Source organism: Desulfitobacterium sp. THU1 (assembly GCF_038181555.1).
Classification (GTDB): Bacteria; Bacillota; Desulfitobacteriia; order Desulfitobacteriales; family Desulfitobacteriaceae; genus Desulfitobacterium.
The window spans coordinates 1-20,689 of record NZ_JBBWUA010000004.1 but is presented as its reverse complement, the minus strand read 5'-3'; the positions used below and the strand labels follow the sequence as shown (position 1 = coordinate 20,689).

The 20,689-nt window shown below is 41.1% G+C and carries 21 protein-coding genes; 5 read left to right on the top strand and 16 right to left on the bottom strand.

Annotation, left to right across the window (positions count from 1 at the left end; genetic code table 11):
* Nucleotides 1–17: 17 nt before the first annotated feature.
* Nucleotides 18–2,594, bottom strand: coding sequence for a molybdopterin-dependent oxidoreductase (locus AAC978_RS05225; RefSeq protein WP_341546966.1), 2,577 nt, complete (start codon nucleotides 2,592–2,594; stop codon nucleotides 18–20).
* A 93-nt stretch (nucleotides 2,595–2,687) separates the two neighbouring features.
* The gene (locus AAC978_RS05220) at nucleotides 2,688–3,380 is read right to left on the bottom strand and encodes a TorD/DmsD family molecular chaperone (RefSeq protein ID WP_341546965.1); all 693 of its coding nucleotides are present in this window, start codon (nucleotides 3,378–3,380) and stop codon (nucleotides 2,688–2,690) included.
* 318 nt (nucleotides 3,381–3,698) lie between these two features.
* Between AAC978_RS05220 and AAC978_RS05215 the strand changes: the two genes are divergently transcribed.
* A complete protein-coding gene (locus tag AAC978_RS05215) occupies nucleotides 3,699–5,324 on the top strand; it encodes an ATP-binding protein (protein WP_445900283.1) in 1,626 nt (541 codons plus the stop codon).
* A 14-nt stretch (nucleotides 5,325–5,338) separates the two neighbouring features.
* Nucleotides 5,339–6,040, top strand: coding sequence for a response regulator transcription factor (locus AAC978_RS05210; RefSeq protein ID WP_341546964.1), 702 nt, complete (start codon nucleotides 5,339–5,341; stop codon nucleotides 6,038–6,040).
* On the opposite strand, the gene AAC978_RS05205 is transcribed toward AAC978_RS05210, so the two are convergent.
* From AAC978_RS05205 to AAC978_RS05185, 5 genes are all read right to left on the bottom strand, one after another.
* A complete protein-coding gene (locus tag AAC978_RS05205; RefSeq protein ID WP_341546963.1) occupies nucleotides 6,037–6,672 on the bottom strand; it encodes a GyrI-like domain-containing protein in 636 nt (211 codons plus the stop codon). The two genes, AAC978_RS05210 and AAC978_RS05205, sit on opposite strands and share 4 nt — an antisense overlap.
* 93 nt (nucleotides 6,673–6,765) lie before the next feature.
* Nucleotides 6,766–7,404 carry a DUF3786 domain-containing protein gene (locus tag AAC978_RS05200; RefSeq protein WP_341546962.1) on the bottom strand — a complete coding sequence of 213 codons (639 nt, stop codon included), beginning with the start codon at nucleotides 7,402–7,404 and terminating at the stop codon, nucleotides 6,766–6,768.
* 113 nt (nucleotides 7,405–7,517) lie between these two features.
* The gene (locus AAC978_RS05195; RefSeq protein ID WP_341546961.1) at nucleotides 7,518–7,970 is read right to left on the bottom strand and encodes a hypothetical protein; all 453 of its coding nucleotides are present in this window, start codon (nucleotides 7,968–7,970) and stop codon (nucleotides 7,518–7,520) included.
* 23 nt (nucleotides 7,971–7,993) lie between these two features.
* On the bottom strand, nucleotides 7,994–8,263 hold the full coding sequence (locus AAC978_RS05190) for a DUF2164 domain-containing protein (RefSeq protein ID WP_341546960.1): 270 nt from the start codon (nucleotides 8,261–8,263) through the stop codon (nucleotides 7,994–7,996).
* 88 nt (nucleotides 8,264–8,351) lie between these two features.
* A complete protein-coding gene (locus AAC978_RS05185; protein ID WP_341546959.1) occupies nucleotides 8,352–9,425 on the bottom strand; it encodes a methionine synthase in 1,074 nt (357 codons plus the stop codon).
* A 270-nt stretch (nucleotides 9,426–9,695) separates the two neighbouring features.
* Here AAC978_RS05185 and AAC978_RS05180 point away from each other — a divergent pair, with 270 nt between their 5' ends.
* Both AAC978_RS05180 and AAC978_RS05175 read left to right on the top strand, forming a co-directional pair.
* Entirely contained in the window at nucleotides 9,696–10,802 is a 1,107-nt protein-coding gene (locus AAC978_RS05180; RefSeq protein WP_341546958.1) for a GIY-YIG nuclease family protein, read from the top strand.
* 67 nt (nucleotides 10,803–10,869) lie between these two features.
* Nucleotides 10,870–11,136, top strand: coding sequence for a DUF1905 domain-containing protein (locus AAC978_RS05175; protein WP_341546957.1), 267 nt, complete (start codon nucleotides 10,870–10,872; stop codon nucleotides 11,134–11,136).
* 96 nt (nucleotides 11,137–11,232) lie between these two features.
* Here AAC978_RS05175 and pstB read toward each other — a convergent pair whose 3' ends face one another.
* The 8 genes from pstB to AAC978_RS05135 form a co-directional block, all read right to left on the bottom strand.
* Nucleotides 11,233–12,012, bottom strand: coding sequence for a phosphate ABC transporter ATP-binding protein PstB (gene pstB / locus AAC978_RS05170; RefSeq protein ID WP_341546956.1), 780 nt, complete (start codon nucleotides 12,010–12,012; stop codon nucleotides 11,233–11,235).
* Nucleotides 12,013–12,026: 14 nt separating this feature from the next.
* Nucleotides 12,027–12,920, bottom strand: a complete 894-nt coding sequence (gene pstA / locus AAC978_RS05165) for a phosphate ABC transporter permease PstA (RefSeq protein WP_341546955.1) — start codon at nucleotides 12,918–12,920, stop codon at nucleotides 12,027–12,029.
* Nucleotides 12,920–13,843: a phosphate ABC transporter permease subunit PstC gene (gene pstC / locus AAC978_RS05160; protein WP_341546954.1), complete on the bottom strand. Its 924-nt coding sequence runs from the start codon at nucleotides 13,841–13,843 to the stop codon at nucleotides 12,920–12,922. The genes pstA and pstC overlap by 1 nt, the downstream gene beginning before the upstream one ends.
* 92 nt (nucleotides 13,844–13,935) lie before the next feature.
* Nucleotides 13,936–14,937, bottom strand: coding sequence for a PstS family phosphate ABC transporter substrate-binding protein (locus AAC978_RS05155; RefSeq protein WP_341546953.1), 1,002 nt, complete (start codon nucleotides 14,935–14,937; stop codon nucleotides 13,936–13,938).
* A 330-nt stretch (nucleotides 14,938–15,267) separates the two neighbouring features.
* Entirely contained in the window at nucleotides 15,268–15,672 is a 405-nt protein-coding gene (locus tag AAC978_RS05150) for a hypothetical protein (RefSeq protein WP_341546952.1), read from the bottom strand.
* A 444-nt stretch (nucleotides 15,673–16,116) separates the two neighbouring features.
* The gene (gene phoU / locus AAC978_RS05145; RefSeq protein WP_341546951.1) at nucleotides 16,117–16,776 is read right to left on the bottom strand and encodes a phosphate signaling complex protein PhoU; all 660 of its coding nucleotides are present in this window, start codon (nucleotides 16,774–16,776) and stop codon (nucleotides 16,117–16,119) included.
* Nucleotides 16,777–17,015: 239 nt separating this feature from the next.
* Nucleotides 17,016–17,720 (bottom strand): response regulator transcription factor, encoded by a 705-nt coding sequence (locus AAC978_RS05140; protein ID WP_341546950.1) that lies wholly within the window; start codon nucleotides 17,718–17,720, stop codon nucleotides 17,016–17,018.
* A gap of 355 nt (nucleotides 17,721–18,075) precedes the next feature.
* Complete coding sequence (locus AAC978_RS05135; RefSeq protein WP_341547198.1) at nucleotides 18,076–18,669, bottom strand: superoxide dismutase; 594 nt, start codon at nucleotides 18,667–18,669, stop codon at nucleotides 18,076–18,078.
* 287 nt (nucleotides 18,670–18,956) lie between these two features.
* On the opposite strand from AAC978_RS05135, the gene speD reads away from it, so the two are divergent.
* The gene (gene speD / locus AAC978_RS05130; RefSeq protein WP_341546949.1) at nucleotides 18,957–19,787 is read left to right on the top strand and encodes an adenosylmethionine decarboxylase; all 831 of its coding nucleotides are present in this window, start codon (nucleotides 18,957–18,959) and stop codon (nucleotides 19,785–19,787) included.
* 105 nt (nucleotides 19,788–19,892) lie between these two features.
* Here the strand turns inward: speD and AAC978_RS05125 are convergent, their stop codons facing one another.
* Nucleotides 19,893–20,510 (bottom strand): LiaF domain-containing protein, encoded by a 618-nt coding sequence (locus tag AAC978_RS05125; RefSeq protein ID WP_341546948.1) that lies wholly within the window; start codon nucleotides 20,508–20,510, stop codon nucleotides 19,893–19,895.
* Nucleotides 20,511–20,689: the final 179 nt, after the last annotated feature.

The window sequence follows — 20,689 nt, the reverse complement described above, 5'->3', positions numbered from 1 at the left end:
GATCTACACACTCCCTTCTAAAAAATGATTCTTTGAGGTTTTTCGACATCAGGAATTAACGGAGCGGCGGTGTATTTTTCGAGGTTCACAACGCAGGTATTCCATCCTGAAGTACCTTGCCCGGTGGACACTGGTCCACAAAGAATATTATCGGCCCCGCCTTTATCAATCCCAGTCTTTTCGTCCATATCTACCCAAGAACCATGAGGCAAACCGATTACACCAGGCATATAGCGTTCGGTAACCAGGGCAGTTCGTAAAACCTTACCGTGTTGACTGGTTAACATGACCGTATCCCCATCCATAATCCCTTGTGCCATTGCATCTTTGGCGTTAATGAATACAGGGTTAGGCCAAGTTTCTCTGAGCCACTGGACATTATCGAAGACAGAGTGTGAACGACGTAGGTAATGAGGATTAATCACTTGGAAGGGATAGTCACCCTTCGTCTTGCTATTCCAATTGCTGAAGGTCGCTTGATACCCTTCAACCGGTGAAGTATAGGTTGGGATGGCCTCGATTTTGCTGTATCCCATATTGTTGATTCTCTTAGCAAGAGCGCGAGAATAAATCTCCATCTTGCCGCTTTCCGTTTCGAGAGGATTCGCCACAGGATCATCTCTGAAGCTCTTATAAGCAATAAACCCATAATTATCCCCAGGTTTTCTCTCTACCTGATAAAGACCTTTTTCCTTGAATTCTTTGAGTGTGATTTGTCCTTCTTGTGGCTCACCCTCTACTCCCCATTCCGCAATGTCTGCCTCTGTGATTGTCACTAAGGGAGCTTTTTTCTTACCATCGGGCAAAGTCACTTTACTGCCAGCGATTTTATTAAAGAACTGTTGTTTATCATCAAAGGGGAATGCTTTCGTAACATCGACGCCCAGACGCTTCCCTAATTCCATGGCAATCCATTGATCGCTTTCACATTCATACATCTTCTCAGTAATTTGGGAATACATAATCAAGATCTCCCGATTGCCAGTTACGAAACCGCCTAATTTCTCCCACTCTGTGGTCACGGGTAACACAAAGTCTGAATACTTAGCATTCGTTGTCAGGAATTGCGCGTGGCTCACAACGAGATCAACCTTACGATGTGCTTCAATCCCTTTAGTCATCCCATCTGCGGTTTGCAGTCGCGCACTTGTATCATGGTAAATAACGCGGATATCTATATCACGCATTTCGCCTTTTTTCCATTTCATCTGGCCTGTAAAGTTGTATTTTCCGTCGACAATGGCTTTCCACATTTCGGTATGGTTAATACTATCATCTACCGGATTTTCCACTGAAGGCAACCCATCTTTACCTGCAGTAACCAAGCCTGGGCCACCATTACTGGAGCCGGTATGGCAACTTACGCCACACATATGTCCGGGTTTCCCCATATGCCCGGTCATAGCGCCAACAGTCATAACAAGCTGGGGAAGGCTGTCCGAATTTTGAGTTCTCGCTGATGCCCAACCGAAGATAATGGCTACCTTTTTGTTTTTATTCATGGCTCTGGCCAGATAGCGAATGCGATCGGGATCAACTCCACAAATTTCGGATGCCCACTCTGCGCTCCTCGGCGTGCCATCATAGGTTCCTAAGACATAATCTTTGAAGTTACCTTTGGGATCTTCTCCTTCTGGCATGCTATCTGCATCAAAGCCGATGGTATTATTCTTCAGATAATCCCAGTCGATTAAGGGGTTGGTTATGGGATCGTCTTCGACGATTAGGGTATGTGCGACACCTAATAGTAGTGCAGTATCTTCGGAAGGGCGTGAAGGTATCCAATCCGCTTCTAGCAAAGCATAGGTATCATTATAGTATGGATCTACCGCAATGAACTCTGCACCAGCCTTTTTAACTTGCATGAAGTTATAGGCAGGATTGCCTGCTGAACTCCACGCTGGGTTCATACTGAACATGATGACTGTATCACAGTTTCTCATATCAATTCTGTCATTGATTCCTTCAACCGCAGAAGGTCCGATGCCTACTGGACCATTGGTTCCATGCCAGCTTCCTCGAGATGTTGTTCCCCAGTTACTCACATAACCACCGTATAAGGCAAGTGCTTTTGAAGCATCCCCGCCATCGGCAAAGATGGCACGATTTCCATGTTCATCTTTAATTCGTTTTAATTCACTAGCAATCGATTCAAAAGCTTCTTCCCAAGAAATCCGAACCCATTCATCTTGCCCACGCAGTTCTTTTTGTCCGCCACCAGGAGCCCAATTCTTCCTGCGCATGGGATATTTTAAACGATCAGCACCGAAAACCTGTTGTCTTTGCGAACGTCCACGCAGACAAGCTCTTTGCTGAGGAAAATCTGGGCTGTCTGAGTGAGTATCGTCTGTTTTTTGGCGAACGACCACACCGTCAATGACCAGAGCTTTATTCAAACAGCGACTTCCACAGTTATGCCAACAAGCAGCTGTCCTCCACTCACCTTCCACGCTGGCCATTTGATCAGGGCTTGCAGTAGTTAGGGTGCTTGCACAGCCTGTTAAGGATAAACTCGCTGCGGCAGCGGTGCTGGCTTTAAGAAAGCTTCTGCGGCTTAGATTCAATTCGTTAATCTTATCTAGAAAATTCACCATACCTTCTTAACCTCCTAAAAAAATTTTAAACTCTTTCATCGTGTATAGATTCACCTTTAGAATCTATCACCCCCTTCAAGAATCTAGGGACAATTACATTACACCCAATATTTCCTGTAAAGTGTCATTATCCTTAAACAGAATCTTTTCTGTTAATGTCGCCATTTGCGGATAAAAGAAATGTGTCTTAGAATTTTGGATCTCCTTGGTAAAGCTCTTAATCCACACCAACAAATGCTCATCTAGAAACTTTTTTTGGTTGATTAATATTGTTTTTACCGCTTTATAGTTTTGATCCTCAAATAGGCCTTGGGCAAGCTTACTTAAATGAACCATAAAGTCTAGTTCCATAGCCAGATGATCATCTGCCTCGTGCGGGTAATTTGATGGTAAGAACTGATATTCCAAGTAAGCTCTGCGGACTCTTAATGTGCTTTCCTGGAAAATAGTCCTCTCCTCATTCAGATAAACAGATTCCCATGGCGGCGCTGGTAAAGCATTGGGACCGATAAATAAGTAAGTGTATTCACTATTTAATTCCTCAAGAAGCTTATCTCGGTCATTAGCGAGTCCCACTCTCACTTCACTCAGCAAGGATAAATAGTCGCTTAGCTCACATTCTTCCTCGTTAAGCCAGAGCTGCAAGGACTGCCGGGTGTGATCACTGGTAACAACCTCAAGCAATGGGGGGCTTGGCTCATTGCCAAAGATATGCTGGAGTAGTCCATAGAGGTAATATCGATTAGCAAGTACTATTGCAATACCATCATTCTGCTCATTTTTCATGATCAAGCACCTCAATTGTTTTTTCTCTCTTGTGCAGTCTATCACAAAAATATTAATTCTCACCGTGTAAATATTAACAAATTATTAAAATGATATTATTTTTTTCACATACTCCACCTTACCACAACTTACATAACCTTCACTACCTGACAAAACATAGGTTTATATGGTACACTTTTAACTAGTCCAAATAATATAAAAGCAAAAAAGCTGGATTGATTATGATTTTTTTCACATATGCAATTATTAAAGGGGGGTTGAGTTATAAGCGGCCTAAAGGAAAAAATCAAGACCACGGATAATTTAACCTTTCGTTTTATGCTGGCAACTGTTATTGTAATCATTGTAGTCATGGGTATGAAGTACTTCTGGGATTATAATGGAGAGATGAAACAAGCAGAACGAGAGATGCTGGAAAAAGCACAGATCATTACCGAACAACAAAAAGCCCTCTGGGAGTTTATGGCCATTAATCAACGAAAAATCAATTATGATCTGGATGGCAACCTAGAATATAAGTTTTTAAGTTGTTCTACTGTAGCCATGGGTGTTGGGGCTATGTTGGCTGCTGAAACCGATTATAGACTGAAGCCAACGAACACCAATTATCGAAATATACTCAATGCACCGGATGCCTTCGAAGCCGAAGGCATTGTACATCTTAAACAATTCCCCTCCACCACAGAATATTGGGTAATCGATGATACGGCTGGAAAACAAGTTTTTCGGTATATGACACCTTTAACCATTGATAAGTTTTGCTTGGATTGTCATGGGGAGCCTAAAGGCGAAATTGATATCTCCGGTTATGCCAAAGAGGGGCTAAAGGTTGGAGAGTTTGCTGGAGCATTGAGTTTGACCATGCCCATGGATATTTATATGGAGAATATGCACGATAGTCAAAGAAGCAACGCTTTCTTTTTCTTTTTACTCATTGTTGTTTGTATTACCTGTATCTATTTTTTAGTTACCAAAATGGTCACTAGCTCTCTTGGCGAGCTAGAGCATGCCGTGTCCAAGGTAGGTGCGGGTCAATGGGACATCAATCTAAAAGGCCTAAAAGCTAAGGGTGAAATCCGTAGACTGACCAATCATTTTCAAAGTATGACTGAACAATTAAAGGACCTCTATACCAACCTAGAATTGAAAGTCGAGCAACGTACGGATGACTTAGAGAAGGCTAACTTAATCTTAAAGAAACACCAAAATGAACTTGAGCAAATGAATCTCCGCCTTGAAGAAACCAATGTTCATAAGTCGGAATTTTTAGCGGTAATGAGCCATGAATTACGTACTCCTCTCACCTCAATTATTGCCTTTACTGAACTTTTGTTAGTGGATATGCCTCCAAAAAGCGAGAATAAGCTCCATATCCTTGAAGATATCCAAACGAATAGCCAAATCCTGCTCCGACTCATCAACAACATTTTAGATCTAGCGAAAATTGAAGCAGGCAAAGATCAACTCAATCTTGAAATTGTAGATATGCAGGACATTATCGTTTTAGTGGAAAGCGTTATTACCACCTTAGCCAAAAGCAAAGAAATCGATCTAAGTGTCCATGTGGATTCAGACGTTCCCTTAACTAAGGCGGACCCAGAAAAGATTCGCAGAATCATTGAGAACCTAGCTGGCAACGCCGTTAAATTTACTGATCCTGGAGGAAGAGTTGAAATTTCAGTTCAATATGATCCATCCTCCAACGAGATTATCTTGCTGGTCAATGATAATGGCATTGGCATAAAAGAAGACGCACAGAAATATATCTTTGAGAAATTCACTCAAGCCGATAGCTCATCTTCACGAAAATATGGTGGTACTGGACTAGGTCTCTCCTTAGCCAAGGAATTAGTGGAACTTCACCAAGGTTGGATAAAAGTCGAAAGCCAATATGGAGGTGGAAGTCGCTTCATCGTAGGTATTCCTGTTCAGAATCTAGATTAAAGAGAGGAGAAACTATGGAAAAGCAAATGAAGATAATGCTAGTAGACGATGAAGACAGTATACGCAAAGTAGTTGCTCACCTTGCTCAAAAAGAAGGGTATAACTTTTGCTATGCTGCTGACGGAGAAAAAGCATTACAAATGTTTACCCAGGAGAACCCAGATTTGATCATTCTGGACGTGATGCTACCTGAAGTGGATGGATTTGAAGTCTGCCGTCGAATACGCAAAGTAAGCGCTGTACCCATCATTCTCCTTTCTGCCAAAGGGGATATTGTAGATAAAAGCGTGGGCTTTAATATGGGAGCAGATGACTATATGACTAAGCCCTTTAGCCCCATCGAACTAGCTCTGCGCATGAAGGCCATGTTCCGGAGAGCCTTTCGAACACTTGCCGAGAGTTCTCCAGAAGATAAAGACCGTATCGTCTTTAAGGACTTAGAGATCAACAACAAAACCTTTGAAGTCATCGTGCGTGGCAAGAAAGTTGATCTAACTTCAAAAGAATTCGAACTCCTTTCATTTATGGCCAATCACCCTGGCCAGGTGTTTACACGTCAACAACTCTTTGACAACTTGTGGGGAGAAAGATATCTCGGAGACTCTGGCACGATCACTGTCTTTATACGCAAAGTAAGGGAAAAAATCGAGTTAGATCCCGGTCGACCCGAATACGTTCTGACAGTTTGGGGTGTGGGTTATAAATTTGCAGGTTAATGTAAAAAGTTCTGTGGCTTTACCCAATATCTCAAAACGGTTTTTAACTTCCCTGGTTCGACCTTTCTCGCATCGGTCAGATAGATTTCTTTGTGCAGTAAGGTTGTTCTCTCCAGATTGTTATTCTTAATAAATTCCTTCATGAGTTCGAAGCTTCTCGGTTCATCATCATATGAACCAACATGGAGAATCTGTACGGATAGTCCTTCTTCGGTGTTGCCAAATACGACTTCATCCAGTAATGGGTGATGTTTCTTTTTTCTCACACTTTCCAAGGCTCTCTCAACCACATCTTTGGTTACAAAATCCGGCTGTCTGATCATGATGGTATAGACTAGCTCACCCTTATTAAGAGTATCCAGCTTTCTCCCTGTTTCTGTCAGATCCCATACCCCTTCCAAGGGATATACTGTGTACTCAGTGTACCCTTCAGGGGTATAGCCTTGTTTAGGCATCATACGGACCGCATAGGCTAAAGAATAAAGCACTGCCACCCGTTCAGCAAAATCTTCTTGGTTAGGATTACCTTGGCCTCGAATCATGAGGAACTTTTGTTGAGGAACGGTGATAAGTACAGGCTTCTCTTTAGGAAGATACAAATCTTTTTCTTGCTTTCGCCATTCTAGTTTCATTAATTTTTGCCCCTTATCTATACTTCAATCTATACTTCAATCTCCACTACCATCGATCTTAAGGTAACAATATCCTGTTGACCAAACTGCTTCCTAAGTTGTCCTAGGTATTGACTTAAACCCAGCTGCCCTTTTATGTAGTTGAGCCGCTAAGGAAATCCCGAGGCCAATAATGCTTTCGCTATGTAACATGGGCTCTATTGAAGGATCAAAGAGAATTGTGGCATTGGCTTTAACCTCTTCATCCCCTTCCCAGATGACCACACCTACCGGGATCTCCGGAAACGCCTTAAAAACGACAGAAGAATTTCCCATGTATGCTGGTTGACCTCCTAAGGAGGCCCCCACAGTTTTTAAGAGCTCAGCTTGATGGCCAAAGGCCTCGATCAATGGTGCGATTGCAGTCTTTAAAAAGGCTGAATAAAAAATCATCCCTCCGGGTATCTCCTTGATGCTCACCCACCTAGACTCTACTTCTAATAACGGCTGCGCATAAGCTAAATAATTAAGCACTATAATTGCATTCATTATATCTAGATGATGTCCATCGCTTTTCCGATAAACTGTTTCATAGTTGCTATCTACGATAATCTCTCGATCAAAAAACATGACCACAAATTGCTTTGTATCTCCATCATAAGATACGGTTCGCGTTGAAGTAATCCCTTCAGGTTCTCGTTTCTTTATATCCTGCCAGAACTTATCATAGGCAACTCGGTAATTCGTTTCCATCGTCAGCCCCCTCCGATCAATAATTAACATCATAGTAACTTTGTACGGGCGGGAGTAAGGTTATTGCCTGTATTAATAAAGCTGTTTATTGGGTGCTAAGGTCATATTATCCCTCACTTTACAGGTGTCCACCTTAAGACTGGCCAGGGCAAATCCAGAGGTTTAATAGCCTTCTTTTCCCCCACATTTTGCACTCTTGCGTTGCAAAACCCTTTATCCTCTAACATGATGAGTTGCTTTACTTCAATATCTGAAATGCTTCCCGAATAATCGGTTACTCGTATTGAAGTAATCCGATCTCCCTCTTTAAAAGTGCCCACGATAATATATTTATCATTTTTTATACAACTTTTAGTATGAGAGTCAATGACAGGCAGCATTTCTATCGTGCCTTCATCGGCAACCAGTGCTACCCCTTTAAAATGGGCATTTCGACATCCATGCTCCTTAATGTATTCAAATGCACCAGCTGCCCCCATATCCTGAACTGTGGAGGTAATCTCATCAAGTAAGCGATACCCTAATGTTCTATGCCGTTCTTTGATAACTGCAATGACTCTAATCACAAAAAAACACCTCTTTATTTTTTCTATAGTTGCATCCTCAGCTTATCTTTCATAATTCCTAATAAATCTTCTGTTCTTTCCTCCATATATCTATACGAATCATAAACGCCTTGATTATAAATAGAAGGTGCTATCTCTTCAATAAAAAAATCCAAAATAAAGCCCGCTGCTAAATCTCCTAATTCCTCATCTCGTTCCTTTGAAAAATAGTTTTTGATGGCTAAAACCATTTTTTCTTTGGATTCTTTATTTACTTCAATTTTACTAGAAGAATACTTACCAGACAAAGTCATCCCTCCTCATTGTTATCTGCATTCATTATCCTCTAGTTGCAGGAACGATATATTGTGTGAAATAATACGATAAATAGGTGAGCACGTTTTAGACAGTATAAGCCGAGCTTAATTCCTGCAAAAGCCCATAAATTCTTTCTGACAAACCGATATTTAGCGTACCTGTGCCGCAGCTTGGGGTAAGCATACTTTGGCACCGCAACCTTTCTTCATTAACTCCCCGCCTGACCAATTCTTTGATATTGTTCTCAAGACGCGCTTTCAGACTTTCAGCAGATTCTTGCCAAGCTTTTGTGGAAGTAGGTACAATGCCCCAAGATAGAATGCCGCCTCGTTGGAGAAACTCTTCAAGCTGCCCGGCTACTACAGCCATGCTTGTCATGTATTCATAGGCATCAAAGTTAACCACCTTAATTTTGGAATCAAATAACAGGGTCCAATCCATTCCAGCGCATACATGGACACCCGGTATCCCACCTTCATCGAGAATTCCTTCCGCGATTTCATTGATATCTCTTATGAGGGTGCTCCGATCCAACGTAAGATAGGTTGAGGAACCATAGCCATAAAGACTAGGGTCATCGATGGATATCAAAACAGGTAATCCAAACTGAGCTAGCTTTCTGGTCTGCCAACGAGCGTGGAGTCTCAAAGACTTAACAAGGATATCCCGTTGAAACTCATCATAGTAAGCAGCTCTGCGGTTCTGATCAGTAATTTGCATGCCAAGGGTGACAGAACCGCTTAGCTGACCTTTTAAGATTTGCGCTCCCATAGGACCTTTTTGTTGAAGCTCCTTGTAAAACTCATTAAAGCCAAATCCTCCGTCGTCAGTGAAACCAAACCCTTCAAGAGCCTCTTGATCTCCTGACTCAGCTTGAAGATAGCGTTCATAAAATCTTGCCATACGGTCAGCCCAATCAGGAGCCTCACCTTGAAAGCGGGGGTGTTCAAACCCTTCTATACAACCTGTATCCACGAGCACCTTTAAATATTGTCCGACGAAGGAGCTCTCCGCCCCTAATTGTGGAAGCTGTGGCCAATGGGGTGCTTTAGGTGCGGCTTTCCATATTTGCTCTAAAGCAGTGATGGGATTTTCGTAAGGTAGACTTCCTACCCCAGTGGCAAGAAAATGGGGTTTCCAACCTTGATAATCGAACATTGCGTGACCTACTTTCTCAGCATATCAGACTTCTATATAGCTTGCTTAGCACCCCATAGGCATGAAAAATAAGTCCCGGGTGCATCAGGAACTTCGCCTTCGAGGGGAAGTTGTGCTGTCGGAAATCGAAGTATCTTGAAGATTTAGATTGCTAATAGCTAAATTATATCTGGTGAGGGAGAATTAGGCAATTCTTTCATAATTGTCACTTCCATTACTTGAGGTTTCTAGGGAGGTTGGGGTATTGGAATGCCATTAAACAACAAATCAATGTTGAAAGATAAAGCAAAGTGCCTACCAGAAAAACCCGGAATCTACCTGATGCAGGATTCTTTGGGCAATATTATCTATGTGGGTAAAGCCAAAGACCTCAGGAGCAGAGTCACCCAATATTTTCGCTCAGAAAAAAATCGGGACCCCAAAGTAGAAGAAATGATTCAACATATCACGAATTTTGAGCATCGGGTTTTAGATACGGAGCTGGACGCCCTCCTCGAGGAATGCCGAGCAATTAAAGAGCTCAGGCCACGTTATAATCGCCAGATGAAAAACGACCAAAACTATGTCTATATTAAAATCCCTGCTGAAACCTTTCCTAAGCCGGAGATTGTGCAGGAACGAAAAGACGATTCAGCGTTCTATTATGGCCCATTTAATAGCCGCTCCCGAGTTGAAACAGCTATGCTGTACCTAAAGGATAACTTTTTGATCCGCAAATGTACCAGCCCAGGGTTAGCCAAAAGGAACAGCGGTTGTCTCTACCGGCAATTGAACACCTGTCTCGGTGTATGCACCAGTAAAGTTAGCCCTGAAGAATATAAGGCCCATTTACAGGCATTTTGTCGGGTCATCGAAGGGCGTGACAAAGGGGCCATGAAGGAAATCAATGGCCAATTAGTAAAGGCTATTGCGGATCTAGACTTCGAGAAAGCAGCTCGTTATCGAGAATATCAATTAGGGTTATACTATATACAAGGTCGGCAAAAGTTCCTCAACTCAACGCGCTGCAATACAAGTCTCCTAGCGCTGGAATTTCTACATGACAAAAAGACAAAGGTAAAAGTATATTTGATCAAAGGCAACAAACTATTATCAAGTATGATTTTTGACCTTGATAATTCTATCAAACCGCATTATTTACCAACCGAATGCAGAGCAGATATCAGGCATTTTCTTAATTCAGCCCATAAAAAGCTACTTGCCGATCAAGGAAGCCTTCGAGAGTTATCGCGACAGGAAGTAGACGAGGCCCAGATTCTCTATAGCTATCTTCGTAAAGACCGAATCTTTACCATTCGCGTTACCAAAAAATCTTTGCATGAAGATGATTTCGAGGAGAAGATGCTTGAGAGGATCGAAAAAGCATTCAATCCATAAGGATTTGTAGACAATCCCAGGGCCATTTCACCGATAAAAATACTTATTAAATCAGGGAGGTAACTTTGTGGGTAAGATCTATGAATTTGAAGCCGTGATCAAAAAAGTGCCGGATATCGACGGAGCCTATGTAGAAATACCCTTCGATGTGAAGGCGGAGTTTGGAAAAGGCCGCGTGCCTGTTACTGCAACTTTCGACGACGAAGTGTACAAGGGAAGTCTGGTCAAAATGAGAACCCCTTGCCATATCATCGGGATTCGCAAAGATATTCGGGCAAAGATCGGCAAACAACCTGGCGACATGATTAAGGTGACCCTGCAAGAAAGGGATTAAATAGTAGCAAAAGGCAGGTGACAAACATGGGTTAATCCTGTGTTAAAAAATGACCTTGGCTGAAAGTTATTCACTTTCCACCAAGGTCATTTCATTTTAACCTATTCTTCCGGTAATATAATCCTCAGTTCGCTTATCTTTAGGGTTAGAAAAAATCTCCGTTGTCTTATCAAACTCGATAAGATCGCCCATGAGGAAGAATGCTGTTTTGTCAGATATCCTGGCCGCTTGTTGCATCGAGTGAGTTACGATGGCGATCGTGTAGTCTTTCTTTAAACTTTCCATGAGTTCTTCAATCTTATAGGTTGCAATCGGATCAAGTGCCGAAGTGGGTTCATCCATCAAAATGACATCAGGCTGTACTGCTAAACATCTAGCGATACACAGACGTTGTTGCTGACCGCCAGACAGACCGTAGGCATTATCATTTAAGCGATCCTTTACTTCATCCCACAGAGCTGCATCTCTCAAGCTTTTCTCAGCGATTTCCATGAGCATTTTCTTATCCTTAATACCATGGATTCTTGGGCCATAAACTACATTGGCAAAAACTGATTTTGGAAAGGGGTTTGGTTTTTGGAAAACCATGCCAACCTTAGTCCGAAGCTCTTCCACACGCACCGATTTATCAAAAATATCTTGCCCTTGGTAAATGATTTCACCAGTCGTTTTAACACTAGGGACATTTTCAATCATTCTGTTCAACGTCTTGATGAACGTCGACTTTCCGCAGCCGGAAGGGCCAATGATTGCAGTCACTTTATTATTTTCAATTTCTAAATTGATGTTCTTAAGCGCTTGATTTTCACCATACCATAAGTTAAGCCCTTTAACATCAAATACAACATGTTCTTCCTTACTTATTATGTTCGTCAATTAAATTCCTCCTGTTAGAATCTTTGTTGGAATTTGTTTCGAATGATAATCGCTACTGAGTTCATGAGGAACAGGATTATGAGCAAGACGACGATTGTGGCCGCCGCTAGATTAGCGTATTCCGGTTTTAGTACGGCATCCAGTGTCCAATAATAAATCTGGATCGGCAAAACGGTAAAATCATCCATCAATGAAGAAGGAATTTTCATGATTAGAGTCGGGATTCCTAAGACAACTAAAGGAGCTGTTTCGCCAATGGCTCTGGACATTGCCAAAATCGTGCCGGTCAAAATTCCCGGCAAAGCCACGGGGAGTACGACCTTACGCACGGTGGTCCATTTATCAGCACCCATCGCATAAGAGGCCTCCCTTAAAAATCCAGGCACGGCTCTTATAGCTTCTTGAGCAGCAACAACGACGATTGGCAGTACTAAAAGAGACATGGTAAGGCCTCCAGCTAAAATGCTCGACCCCAGATTCATAAGTCTGCCAAACAAGGTTAAACCGAGGAGTCCAAAGATAACGGAAGGAACACTGGCAAGATTAGAGATATTAACATTGATGTAATACTGAAGTCTACCCTTTTTAGCGTATTCTTCCAGATATATGGCTGTCGAAACACCCAATAACGTCGTTACGGGGATAACAATGAGCATCATCAATATTGTACCAATGATTGCTCCGTATATTCCGGCTTTATGTGGAAATATCGAAAGATTGCTCGTCAGGAATTGTAGGTCAAGCCAGCCAATACTATCCGACCCAACTTCGTATAAGAGAACTCCCAATACCAAGATAGAGAATACGGTTGAAAAGGAGAAAATATACTTAAAAATGTTATTTAACATTATTCTTTTTTCAATGAGCTTGCTATCAATTTTTATCCTTGGTATTTCATGACTCATCATCAATACACCTCTCTGTATTTACGGGATATATACTGGGCTAGAAGGTTAATCAGCAAGGTAAAGACAAATAGCAATAATCCCACGGCATAGAGACTGTAGTACCCTAGTGTTCCGCTACCTGCGTCTCCGCTCGTAAATTCGACAATGTAAGCGGTCATGGTCTGCATAGATTGAGTTATATCAAGGGTAAAATTCTTAGAGCTTCCACTCGCAATGGTAACAATCATGGTCTCGCCGATTGCTCTCGATATCCCCAAGACAACGGAAGCCATAATTCCAGAGATAGCGGCAGGTATAACAACATTGAAAGTCGTTTCCAGCTTTGTTGATCCCAAACCCAGTGCACCTTCCCGCATGATCTCCGGCACTGAATTCATCGCATCCTCTGACAAGGAAGCTACCATAGGAATAATCATAATTCCCATGACAATTCCCGGGCTCAAAGCGTTTTTAGCTTGGAGAGATGGAATCACATTCATCAGCAACGGAGTTACAAAAGAATAGGCAAAAAAACCATACACGATGGTTGGAATACCCGCTAGAATCTCCATCATAGGTTTCAAAAATCTGCGCAACCTAGCTGAGGCAAATTGACTTAAGTAAATCGCTGCTCCAAGCCCGATCGGTACAGCAACGATCATGGCAATGATTGTCGTCATTAGGGTTCCGGTTATCAAAGGCAATATACCATAGGAAGGGTTTGCACTTAGGGGAGCTAATTTTGTGCTAAATACCTCCGCTAAGGGAACTGCACTGAAAAATTTCGAGGCATCCACGACCAAGACCGCGATAATGCCAAGAGTGGTTATAACCGATACTGAAGCCATTAACAAAAAGAAGCTCGGCATGACTTTGTCGGAAGTCTGCCTTTTTGTTGAAATGTTCTTACGGATTATATCTCTTACCTTTATTTTATCATCCATATCTTCACCTCTGCGACATTCTTCTGTAAACACAAATTTTAGGATGGGATTTTAATTGAATTCCCACCCTAAAACCCTAAAATAAAAGTTGTTTACTTAACTGCCTCTAAAGCTGCGGTGTACTCTGCATAAACTGATTCAGGTAGGGGAGCAAATCCGTTATCTGCAGCTAATTTTGCAGCGCCTTCCGGGGAAACTACGAATTTAGCAAAATCGAGGACTTGTGGTTTTTCTTTAGCAAAGTTCAGGTTCAAGTAGGTATAAACAATTCTTGTAAATCCTGCATAACCAAGGTCTTCACCAATAGTTTCTAGTCCAGGAACAACCGCACCTTTACCAAAATCAATTGCTACAGCTTGTAATTTATCGGTGTTGCTAGCATAGTATCCATAGCCAAAGAAAGCAATGGCGTTTTTGTCTTGTGATACTAAGTCAACCAAGGTAGAGTATTCTTGTTGTAAGTTAACGGAACCAACAAGGTCTTTTTTCTCGAGGATGTTTTCATAGAAGAATTCATAGGTTCCATGATTTTCGTTTGGTCCATAGAATTTAACTTCTTCTTTCGGCCAATCGGTACGAATATCAGACCAAAGAACTTTGTCATCTGCTTTTACTGCTTTAGAAGTAAACATCTTAATAACTTCGTCTTTAGTCATTTCTTTTGCCCAAGTGTTATCTTTGTTGATTACAACGGTCAGTCCGTCATAAGCGAGTTTGACTTCCATAACATTGGCGCCCATTTCCAGACCTTTAGCTTTGAGTTCTTCTACTTCAGAACCTTTAATTTTTCTGGATGCATCAGACAGGTCAGTTTCGCCGGGGATGAACTTTTTAAATCCAGCACTGGATCCTGCGCGTCCAACTTGAACACTGACATCCGGTTGCTTTTCGGTCATATAATTTTCAGCAATATGAGCCATAAGGGGATATACGGTGCCGGAACCGTCGACGATAACGCTACCACTTAATTTTTCGGCTTGCGCTTGATTATTGGCTCCAGTTTGATCCTTAGGAGCTTCAGTTTTTCCGCATCCGGCTAAACTAAAAACCAGGCCTAAGCTAACAATTGCCGCAATAACTTTCTTATTGAACATTAATAAACCCTCCTAAAATTTAAAATATAATTCTAGTATAATGTCAAACTAATTTATCTACTTTCTGATTCGACTATCATTGAACAATCTAAAAATAATCTTTCTTTGGCTAGACAAATAGATACCTTCCACTTAACCTCTTCCAGTTACTGACTACCCCCTTTATATTTCGAGACTGTACCTTGGAACTTTCAGCAAACGAAGTTTTGTATATGTAAATAGAAAATATACAACCCTTTGCATAATCAAAGTATAAACTGCTATTGTTTTTTGCAGGTTAACTTATTGTAAAGTTTAGGTTAATATTTAAATCACCAAATAATTTAGCCTTTAGGCAATTTGAAAACGCCCAACGAGCACCTGAAGATCGCGTGCTAATTCATCTAGCATCTCGCACGCTTTTGTTATTTGCTGTACTGAAGCCGCCTGCTCTTCCATTGACATGGATACTTCACCGATGCCGTGCGAGTTTTCTTCAGATATGTTTACAACCCTTTGTAGTCTGTCTTCTACCTCTAAGCGCATTTCATCCATCTTCAAGCTTGATTCATTAGATAATTTAACTTTATCTTCAGTGGCGGTTATAGCTTTGGCAATTTCAAGGTATTTATCCTTAGTTTGCACAACACTTTCGACTTGTTTTATGTTTATTCCCACTAGGTTTTCCATGGTCTGAACGGCTTCGATATGGTCTTTATTAAGATTTTCGACAATCTTTCTGTTACTCAATTTCAAGCTATGATTCCTCCTACAATTAAAATGAATCCATATGAATCTTGATGTAATAACCAATTCCCTTAGCCTAACTAAGGGAATTGGTTAAAAGAAAAATCTTTTGTGATTTTACCATTGGATTGTAAGTACTCCGCTTGTTAATTGTAAACTTAATGTAAATTAACGTAACTCTAACAAACATAATATACAGTCTTAACATTCTTCTGTTATATTGGAAATCACAACATCCTTCTTACTTTTTTATAGATGAGGAAATTTCCTCGCATCGCTGCCGCTTTAGCGGTAGTTTTTTTATTTTACTTGCTTATTAGAATTATAGAATACTGTAATTAGCTTTATAAATCTTATATTTTCTATCAAATAAGAAGAAGAGCTAATGCTTTCATACAAAAGCTTAGCTCTTCTTACTTGACTATTAATGTGTTCCACTGAAAAAATCAAATTTTAAAGATTAAGATCTGACCTCTTTCCTGTTTCCACGTATACGACCTCTTCAGCAATGTTGGTGCAATAATCTCCCATTCTTTCGAGAAAACGACCAACGAAAATAAGGTAAGTGGCTTGACTGATCGTTTTCGGATCTTCCATCATAAATACGAGCAATTCGCGGAAGACTTGAGCATAGAGATGATCCACCTCGTCATCCATTTGAGCCATAGCTTTAGCAGCTTCTGGGTCTTCCATTTTATAAGCTTCAATTCCTAAAACAACCATCTGTTGGACAATATCCGCCATTCTTGGCAAATCAACCAAAGGCTTTAGAGCTTTTTGCTCTCCCGTACGAATCGTATGTTTTGCTATATCAACAGCTAAATCGCCAATTCTCTCCAAATTAATAGAAAGTTTAAAGGCAGCAACAATTTTGCGCAAATCCTTAGCCATGGGTTGTTGGGTTGCAATCAAGAGCATACAACTTTCTTCGATTTTTGATTGAAGTTCGTTGACTTCCAAATCGCCTGTTGCCACTTGATTGGCAAGTTCCAAATCCTGTTTAACCAAAGATTGCATAGAAGCATCCACCCGAGAATTTACTATTTTGCCTAATTTAAATACTTTTTGGTTGAGCTCTTCCAATGAATTATCAAATACATTCCGATTACTCAATTTATGCTCCTCCTTTGATTAAGTACTGTTCCCTGACAACAAGTTTTCGAACCGTATATAAGTACAATTCATACTATGCTTATATCATAAAATGCTCTCTATTTAGTTTTTAGTCAAATAGAGTTTATGTACTTTGTGGAAATACCTAATAATTGAAATACATAATAATTGAAATATATTATAACATAGATTTACACCAATATAAGGCCTTGATTCTATTTATTATTAGGTTGTAAACATTAGCAATTTTTAGTCTTCGTTGGGCTAACTGCTAAACGATACCCTACACCTCGTACAGACTCAATAATAGGTGTAACGCCTTTAAGCTTACTCCTCAGGTTACTAATATGGACATCGACGGTTCTCGTATCTCCACTTATAGTATATCCCCAAACCTTCTGCAACAGATACTCGCGGTTGAAAACTTGATTAGGGCGTTTCATAAAGAGATGAAGCAGCTCAAATTCCTTTCCTGTAAGTGTTACATATTCTCCTCTAATCGTTACCAAATAGCTTTCCGGCCAAATTTCCAGGTCTCCCCAAGTAAGTGAAACCGGTTCAGGAACGGAATTTCGCTTTTCCTCTCGCATCCGTGCTTTGATGCGCGCTAACAATTCCCGGGGGCTGAATGGTTTGGTGATATAATCATCGGCCCCCAGCTCTAAACCAACTACTTTATCAGCTATTTCATCACGTGCACTTAGCATAATAATGGGTAGGTTTGCCGTCTCGGTATTTGCTCGAATAGCCTTACATACTTCAAAGCCGTCTAATTCAGATAGCATAACATCCAAGAGAATCAAATCGGGTTTCTCCTTTTTCAGAAACTCCAAGGCACTTTTCCCCTCATCAACGGTCTCTACGGTGTACCCTTCCCGTTCAAGATTAAAAGTGACAAGCTCTTGAATCATCACATCATCTTCGACAAGCAAAATTTTCACCATGACATCCTCCACTAGCATCCCTTAGTAGCGCAAAACTTCTATAATTTTCTATACTCTCATATTATCCGGATCATGTTAAGGTAAAATGAAGTTAAGGTTAAGTTAAGGTTAAGTTGATTGATTATCCAGTAATAATAGAGCATAAAATTAGTTTTCTGCAAAAATGCTAGTCAACGATAAATCTTTAGGCTACCTTAACATATTATTAACAGCAATTTGACTTTGTACTAATAGAATCTAATTATCTTGGCTGCCCAAAACATTGGTTTTAAACTCGAATTAAAAAATAGAAAGGTGCCTCTTCAGTCTCCTGAAGTGTCTGGCCCTTTCTATTTTTGAGTCAAAGCGAGATAATTCATCTCACCTTAGCAAACCGTTCAGCTACATCCATCCAATTGACAAGATTCCACCAGGCTTCTACCCAAGCTGCTCGCTTATTCTGGTATCTAAGATAATAAGCATGCTCCCAAACATCCACCGTCAAAAGTGGGGTCACGCCCCATTGGGTGAGGTTTTGGTGTTTTTCCGCTTGTAATATCTCTAGCCTCTGGAATTCTGCATTCCAGACAAGGACCGCCCAACCTGAACCTTCAACGGCTACAGCGGCCGCTGAGAATTGTTTCTTGAAACTCTCAAAAGAACTAAAATCTTGATTAATCCTCGCTGCTAACATGTCGCTCGGAGCTCCTCCACCTTGGGGACTCATGTTCATCCAAAAAAGGGTGTGCAGTAAGTGACCGGAACCATGGAAGGCTAATTCTCTTTCCCAATGCTTCACTAAGGAGAAATCTCCTTTTTCGCGAGCTTCCGCAAGCTTTGCCTCCGCATTGTTTAGCCCATCCACATAGGTTTTGTGATGGGCGTCATGATGAAGGCGTACAGTGGCCTCGTCATAAAAAGGCTCTAGGGCATTGTAGGCATAGGGTAGTTCCGGAAGTTGGTGAGACATCATATTTTCCTCCTTTATTCCTAAACTCATTTCCAGCTCCTGTCCTATCCTATTATCTTCAATAGCACAGGAAATATTAAATAATAATGCTAGCCTCAGAAAGAAACTTGTATTATAGTATCCTTATATGAAAAATCTTGTGGTATCTATTCTTTCTTATAAGAGGATTATCCTTCTTTTTTCTCAAAAGCCAAAGCGTATAGCCCCATCATATACTATTGAATCAGGAATAATTCGGAGGTTTTCAAGGGAAAGTACCATTAAAAGCTGTTGGGAGGAAGTAGAGATTGGAAGTAAGACCGATAAAAAGACTAAAGCTTTATGGGTTTAATAATCTTACCAAAACTTTGAGCTTTAATATGTATGATATATGCTACGCTAAAACGCCAGAACATCGCGATGCCTACATCCAATATATTGATGAGGAATACAATGCTGAGAGACTAACCAATATCGTCACAGAGGTAGCCCGTATCGTCGGAGCCACGATTTTAAATATTGCCAAGCAAGACTATGATCCCCAAGGGGCTAGCGTGACGATGCTCATTGCGGAAGAACATATGGATCCTGAGCATTCGGACGATAATCCCTCCGAACGCAATTATACGGACAAAGAGGGACCTCTACCCGACGCCGTGGTTGCTCACTTAGATAAAAGCCATATTACAGTGCATACCTATCCTGAAAGCCATCCCCACGGTGGAATATCCACTTTCCGAGCCGATATTGATGTCTCCACCTGCGGACAGATTTCCCCACTGAAGGCCCTTAATTTTCTGATTGAGAGCTTTGGGCCGGATATCGTTGTCGCCGACTATCGAGTTCGCGGATTCACTCGTGATGTAGATGGAAGAAAGGTTTTCATTGATCATAAGATTAATTCTATCCAAAATTACATCAACCGGAAATATCGAGATATTTACCAAATGATCGATGTCACAGTCTTTCAGGAAAATATCTTCCATACTAAAATGATTATCAAGGACTTCGATCTGGACAACTACCTCTTCGGCACAGCAAAAAAAGAGCTTTCCATCGGTGATAAGCGCAAAATCAAGCTCAAGCTTAAAAAGGAAATGTCTGAGATTTTTTATGGCAAAAACATGCCAAGAATTTAAGACATAAGTTACGATAGAGCAGAGTTAAGCCCCTCGTTTCCATCAGGATTGTTGGGAACGAGGGGCTATTTAGACCCATTACATTAACTCTATGGGGCTGATCTCTTACCAGGTTTTAGTTTGTGTAGATTGAGCATCTTTAGACGAATCTCCTGATGATACAACGCGCTCTAAGTTAACTTTTCCGGCAGCCATGGAGATATCAAACTCAAGTTTAGTTTGAGCTTCATGATAATTCGGGCTTACCCAATCTTTAGAATTTAGGATAAGACCATCCCCGGCAAAATTTGTTTCACTGGCAATCCCGTTCATATCAATTTTCAAGCCCACATTCTCAGGAACTATAAGGTTCAGATCGGTAGCTCCTGTACTAAGATCGACCTTTGTTGCGACACCGGTATCGCCAAACCTCAGCTCGATTTCACTAGCTCCCGTATTGATCTCTAAATCTTCAATCCGTAGTCGGCTGAAATCCATAGTTCCGCTGACAACTCCGGCATTTAGTTTTATACCTTCATAGAGCACATAATCAGAAAGGTTCAGCTGCAGTTTGCTGTCACCGGTACTGGTTCTTTTTTCAGAATCAAAACGAATCCGTGTAGTATCCCCATTCGTTTGATACGAAAACTTTGGATCCTTGGCGCTCTTTTGGCCCCCCCATTCATAGATGCCGTTGACCACTTCACCGGGACGAGACTTCCCCTCTATTCCCTGTACATCCATGGTCACTCCCCCCAAATTTAGGGTAAGATCTGCCTTCTTCCTAGATTCTACGTCAGTACTTCAAAAAGCATAATCAAAGCCTTGATAAATATGCGTTCCTTCGAAATTCAGCTTTCACCCATTGGGTGAAAGAAAAGTGCTCAAAAATATGTTAAATTATCAGCTTTTATGACTCGATA

What these genes read in the sequence shown, in the direction of transcription:
- AAC978_RS05225 (WP_341546966.1), bottom strand. Translation starts at nt 2,594, where the DNA reads ATGGTGAATTTTCTAGATAAGATTAACGAATTGAATCTAAGCCGCAGA.
- AAC978_RS05220 (WP_341546965.1), bottom strand. Translation starts at nt 3,380, where the DNA reads ATGAAAAATGAGCAGAATGATGGTATTGCAATAGTACTTGCTAATCGA.
- AAC978_RS05215 (WP_445900283.1), top strand. Translation starts at nt 3,699, where the DNA reads ATGCTGGCAACTGTTATTGTAATCATTGTAGTCATGGGTATGAAGTAC.
- AAC978_RS05210 (WP_341546964.1), top strand. Translation starts at nt 5,339, where the DNA reads ATGGAAAAGCAAATGAAGATAATGCTAGTAGACGATGAAGACAGTATA.
- AAC978_RS05205 (WP_341546963.1), bottom strand. Translation starts at nt 6,672, where the DNA reads ATGAAACTAGAATGGCGAAAGCAAGAAAAAGATTTGTATCTTCCTAAA.
- AAC978_RS05200 (WP_341546962.1), bottom strand. Translation starts at nt 7,404, where the DNA reads ATGGAAACGAATTACCGAGTTGCCTATGATAAGTTCTGGCAGGATATA.
- AAC978_RS05190 (WP_341546960.1), bottom strand. Translation starts at nt 8,263, where the DNA reads ATGACTTTGTCTGGTAAGTATTCTTCTAGTAAAATTGAAGTAAATAAA.
- AAC978_RS05185 (WP_341546959.1), bottom strand. Translation starts at nt 9,425, where the DNA reads ATGTTCGATTATCAAGGTTGGAAACCCCATTTTCTTGCCACTGGGGTA.
- AAC978_RS05180 (WP_341546958.1), top strand. Translation starts at nt 9,696, where the DNA reads ATGTTGAAAGATAAAGCAAAGTGCCTACCAGAAAAACCCGGAATCTAC.
- pstA (WP_341546955.1), bottom strand. Translation starts at nt 12,920, where the DNA reads ATGATGAGTCATGAAATACCAAGGATAAAAATTGATAGCAAGCTCATT.
- pstC (WP_341546954.1), bottom strand. Translation starts at nt 13,843, where the DNA reads ATGGATGATAAAATAAAGGTAAGAGATATAATCCGTAAGAACATTTCA.
- AAC978_RS05155 (WP_341546953.1), bottom strand. Translation starts at nt 14,937, where the DNA reads ATGTTCAATAAGAAAGTTATTGCGGCAATTGTTAGCTTAGGCCTGGTT.
- AAC978_RS05140 (WP_341546950.1), bottom strand. Translation starts at nt 17,720, where the DNA reads ATGGTGAAAATTTTGCTTGTCGAAGATGATGTGATGATTCAAGAGCTT.
- AAC978_RS05135 (WP_341547198.1), bottom strand. Translation starts at nt 18,669, where the DNA reads ATGTCTCACCAACTTCCGGAACTACCCTATGCCTACAATGCCCTAGAG.
- AAC978_RS05125 (WP_341546948.1), bottom strand. Translation starts at nt 20,510, where the DNA reads ATGGATGTACAGGGAATAGAGGGGAAGTCTCGTCCCGGTGAAGTGGTC.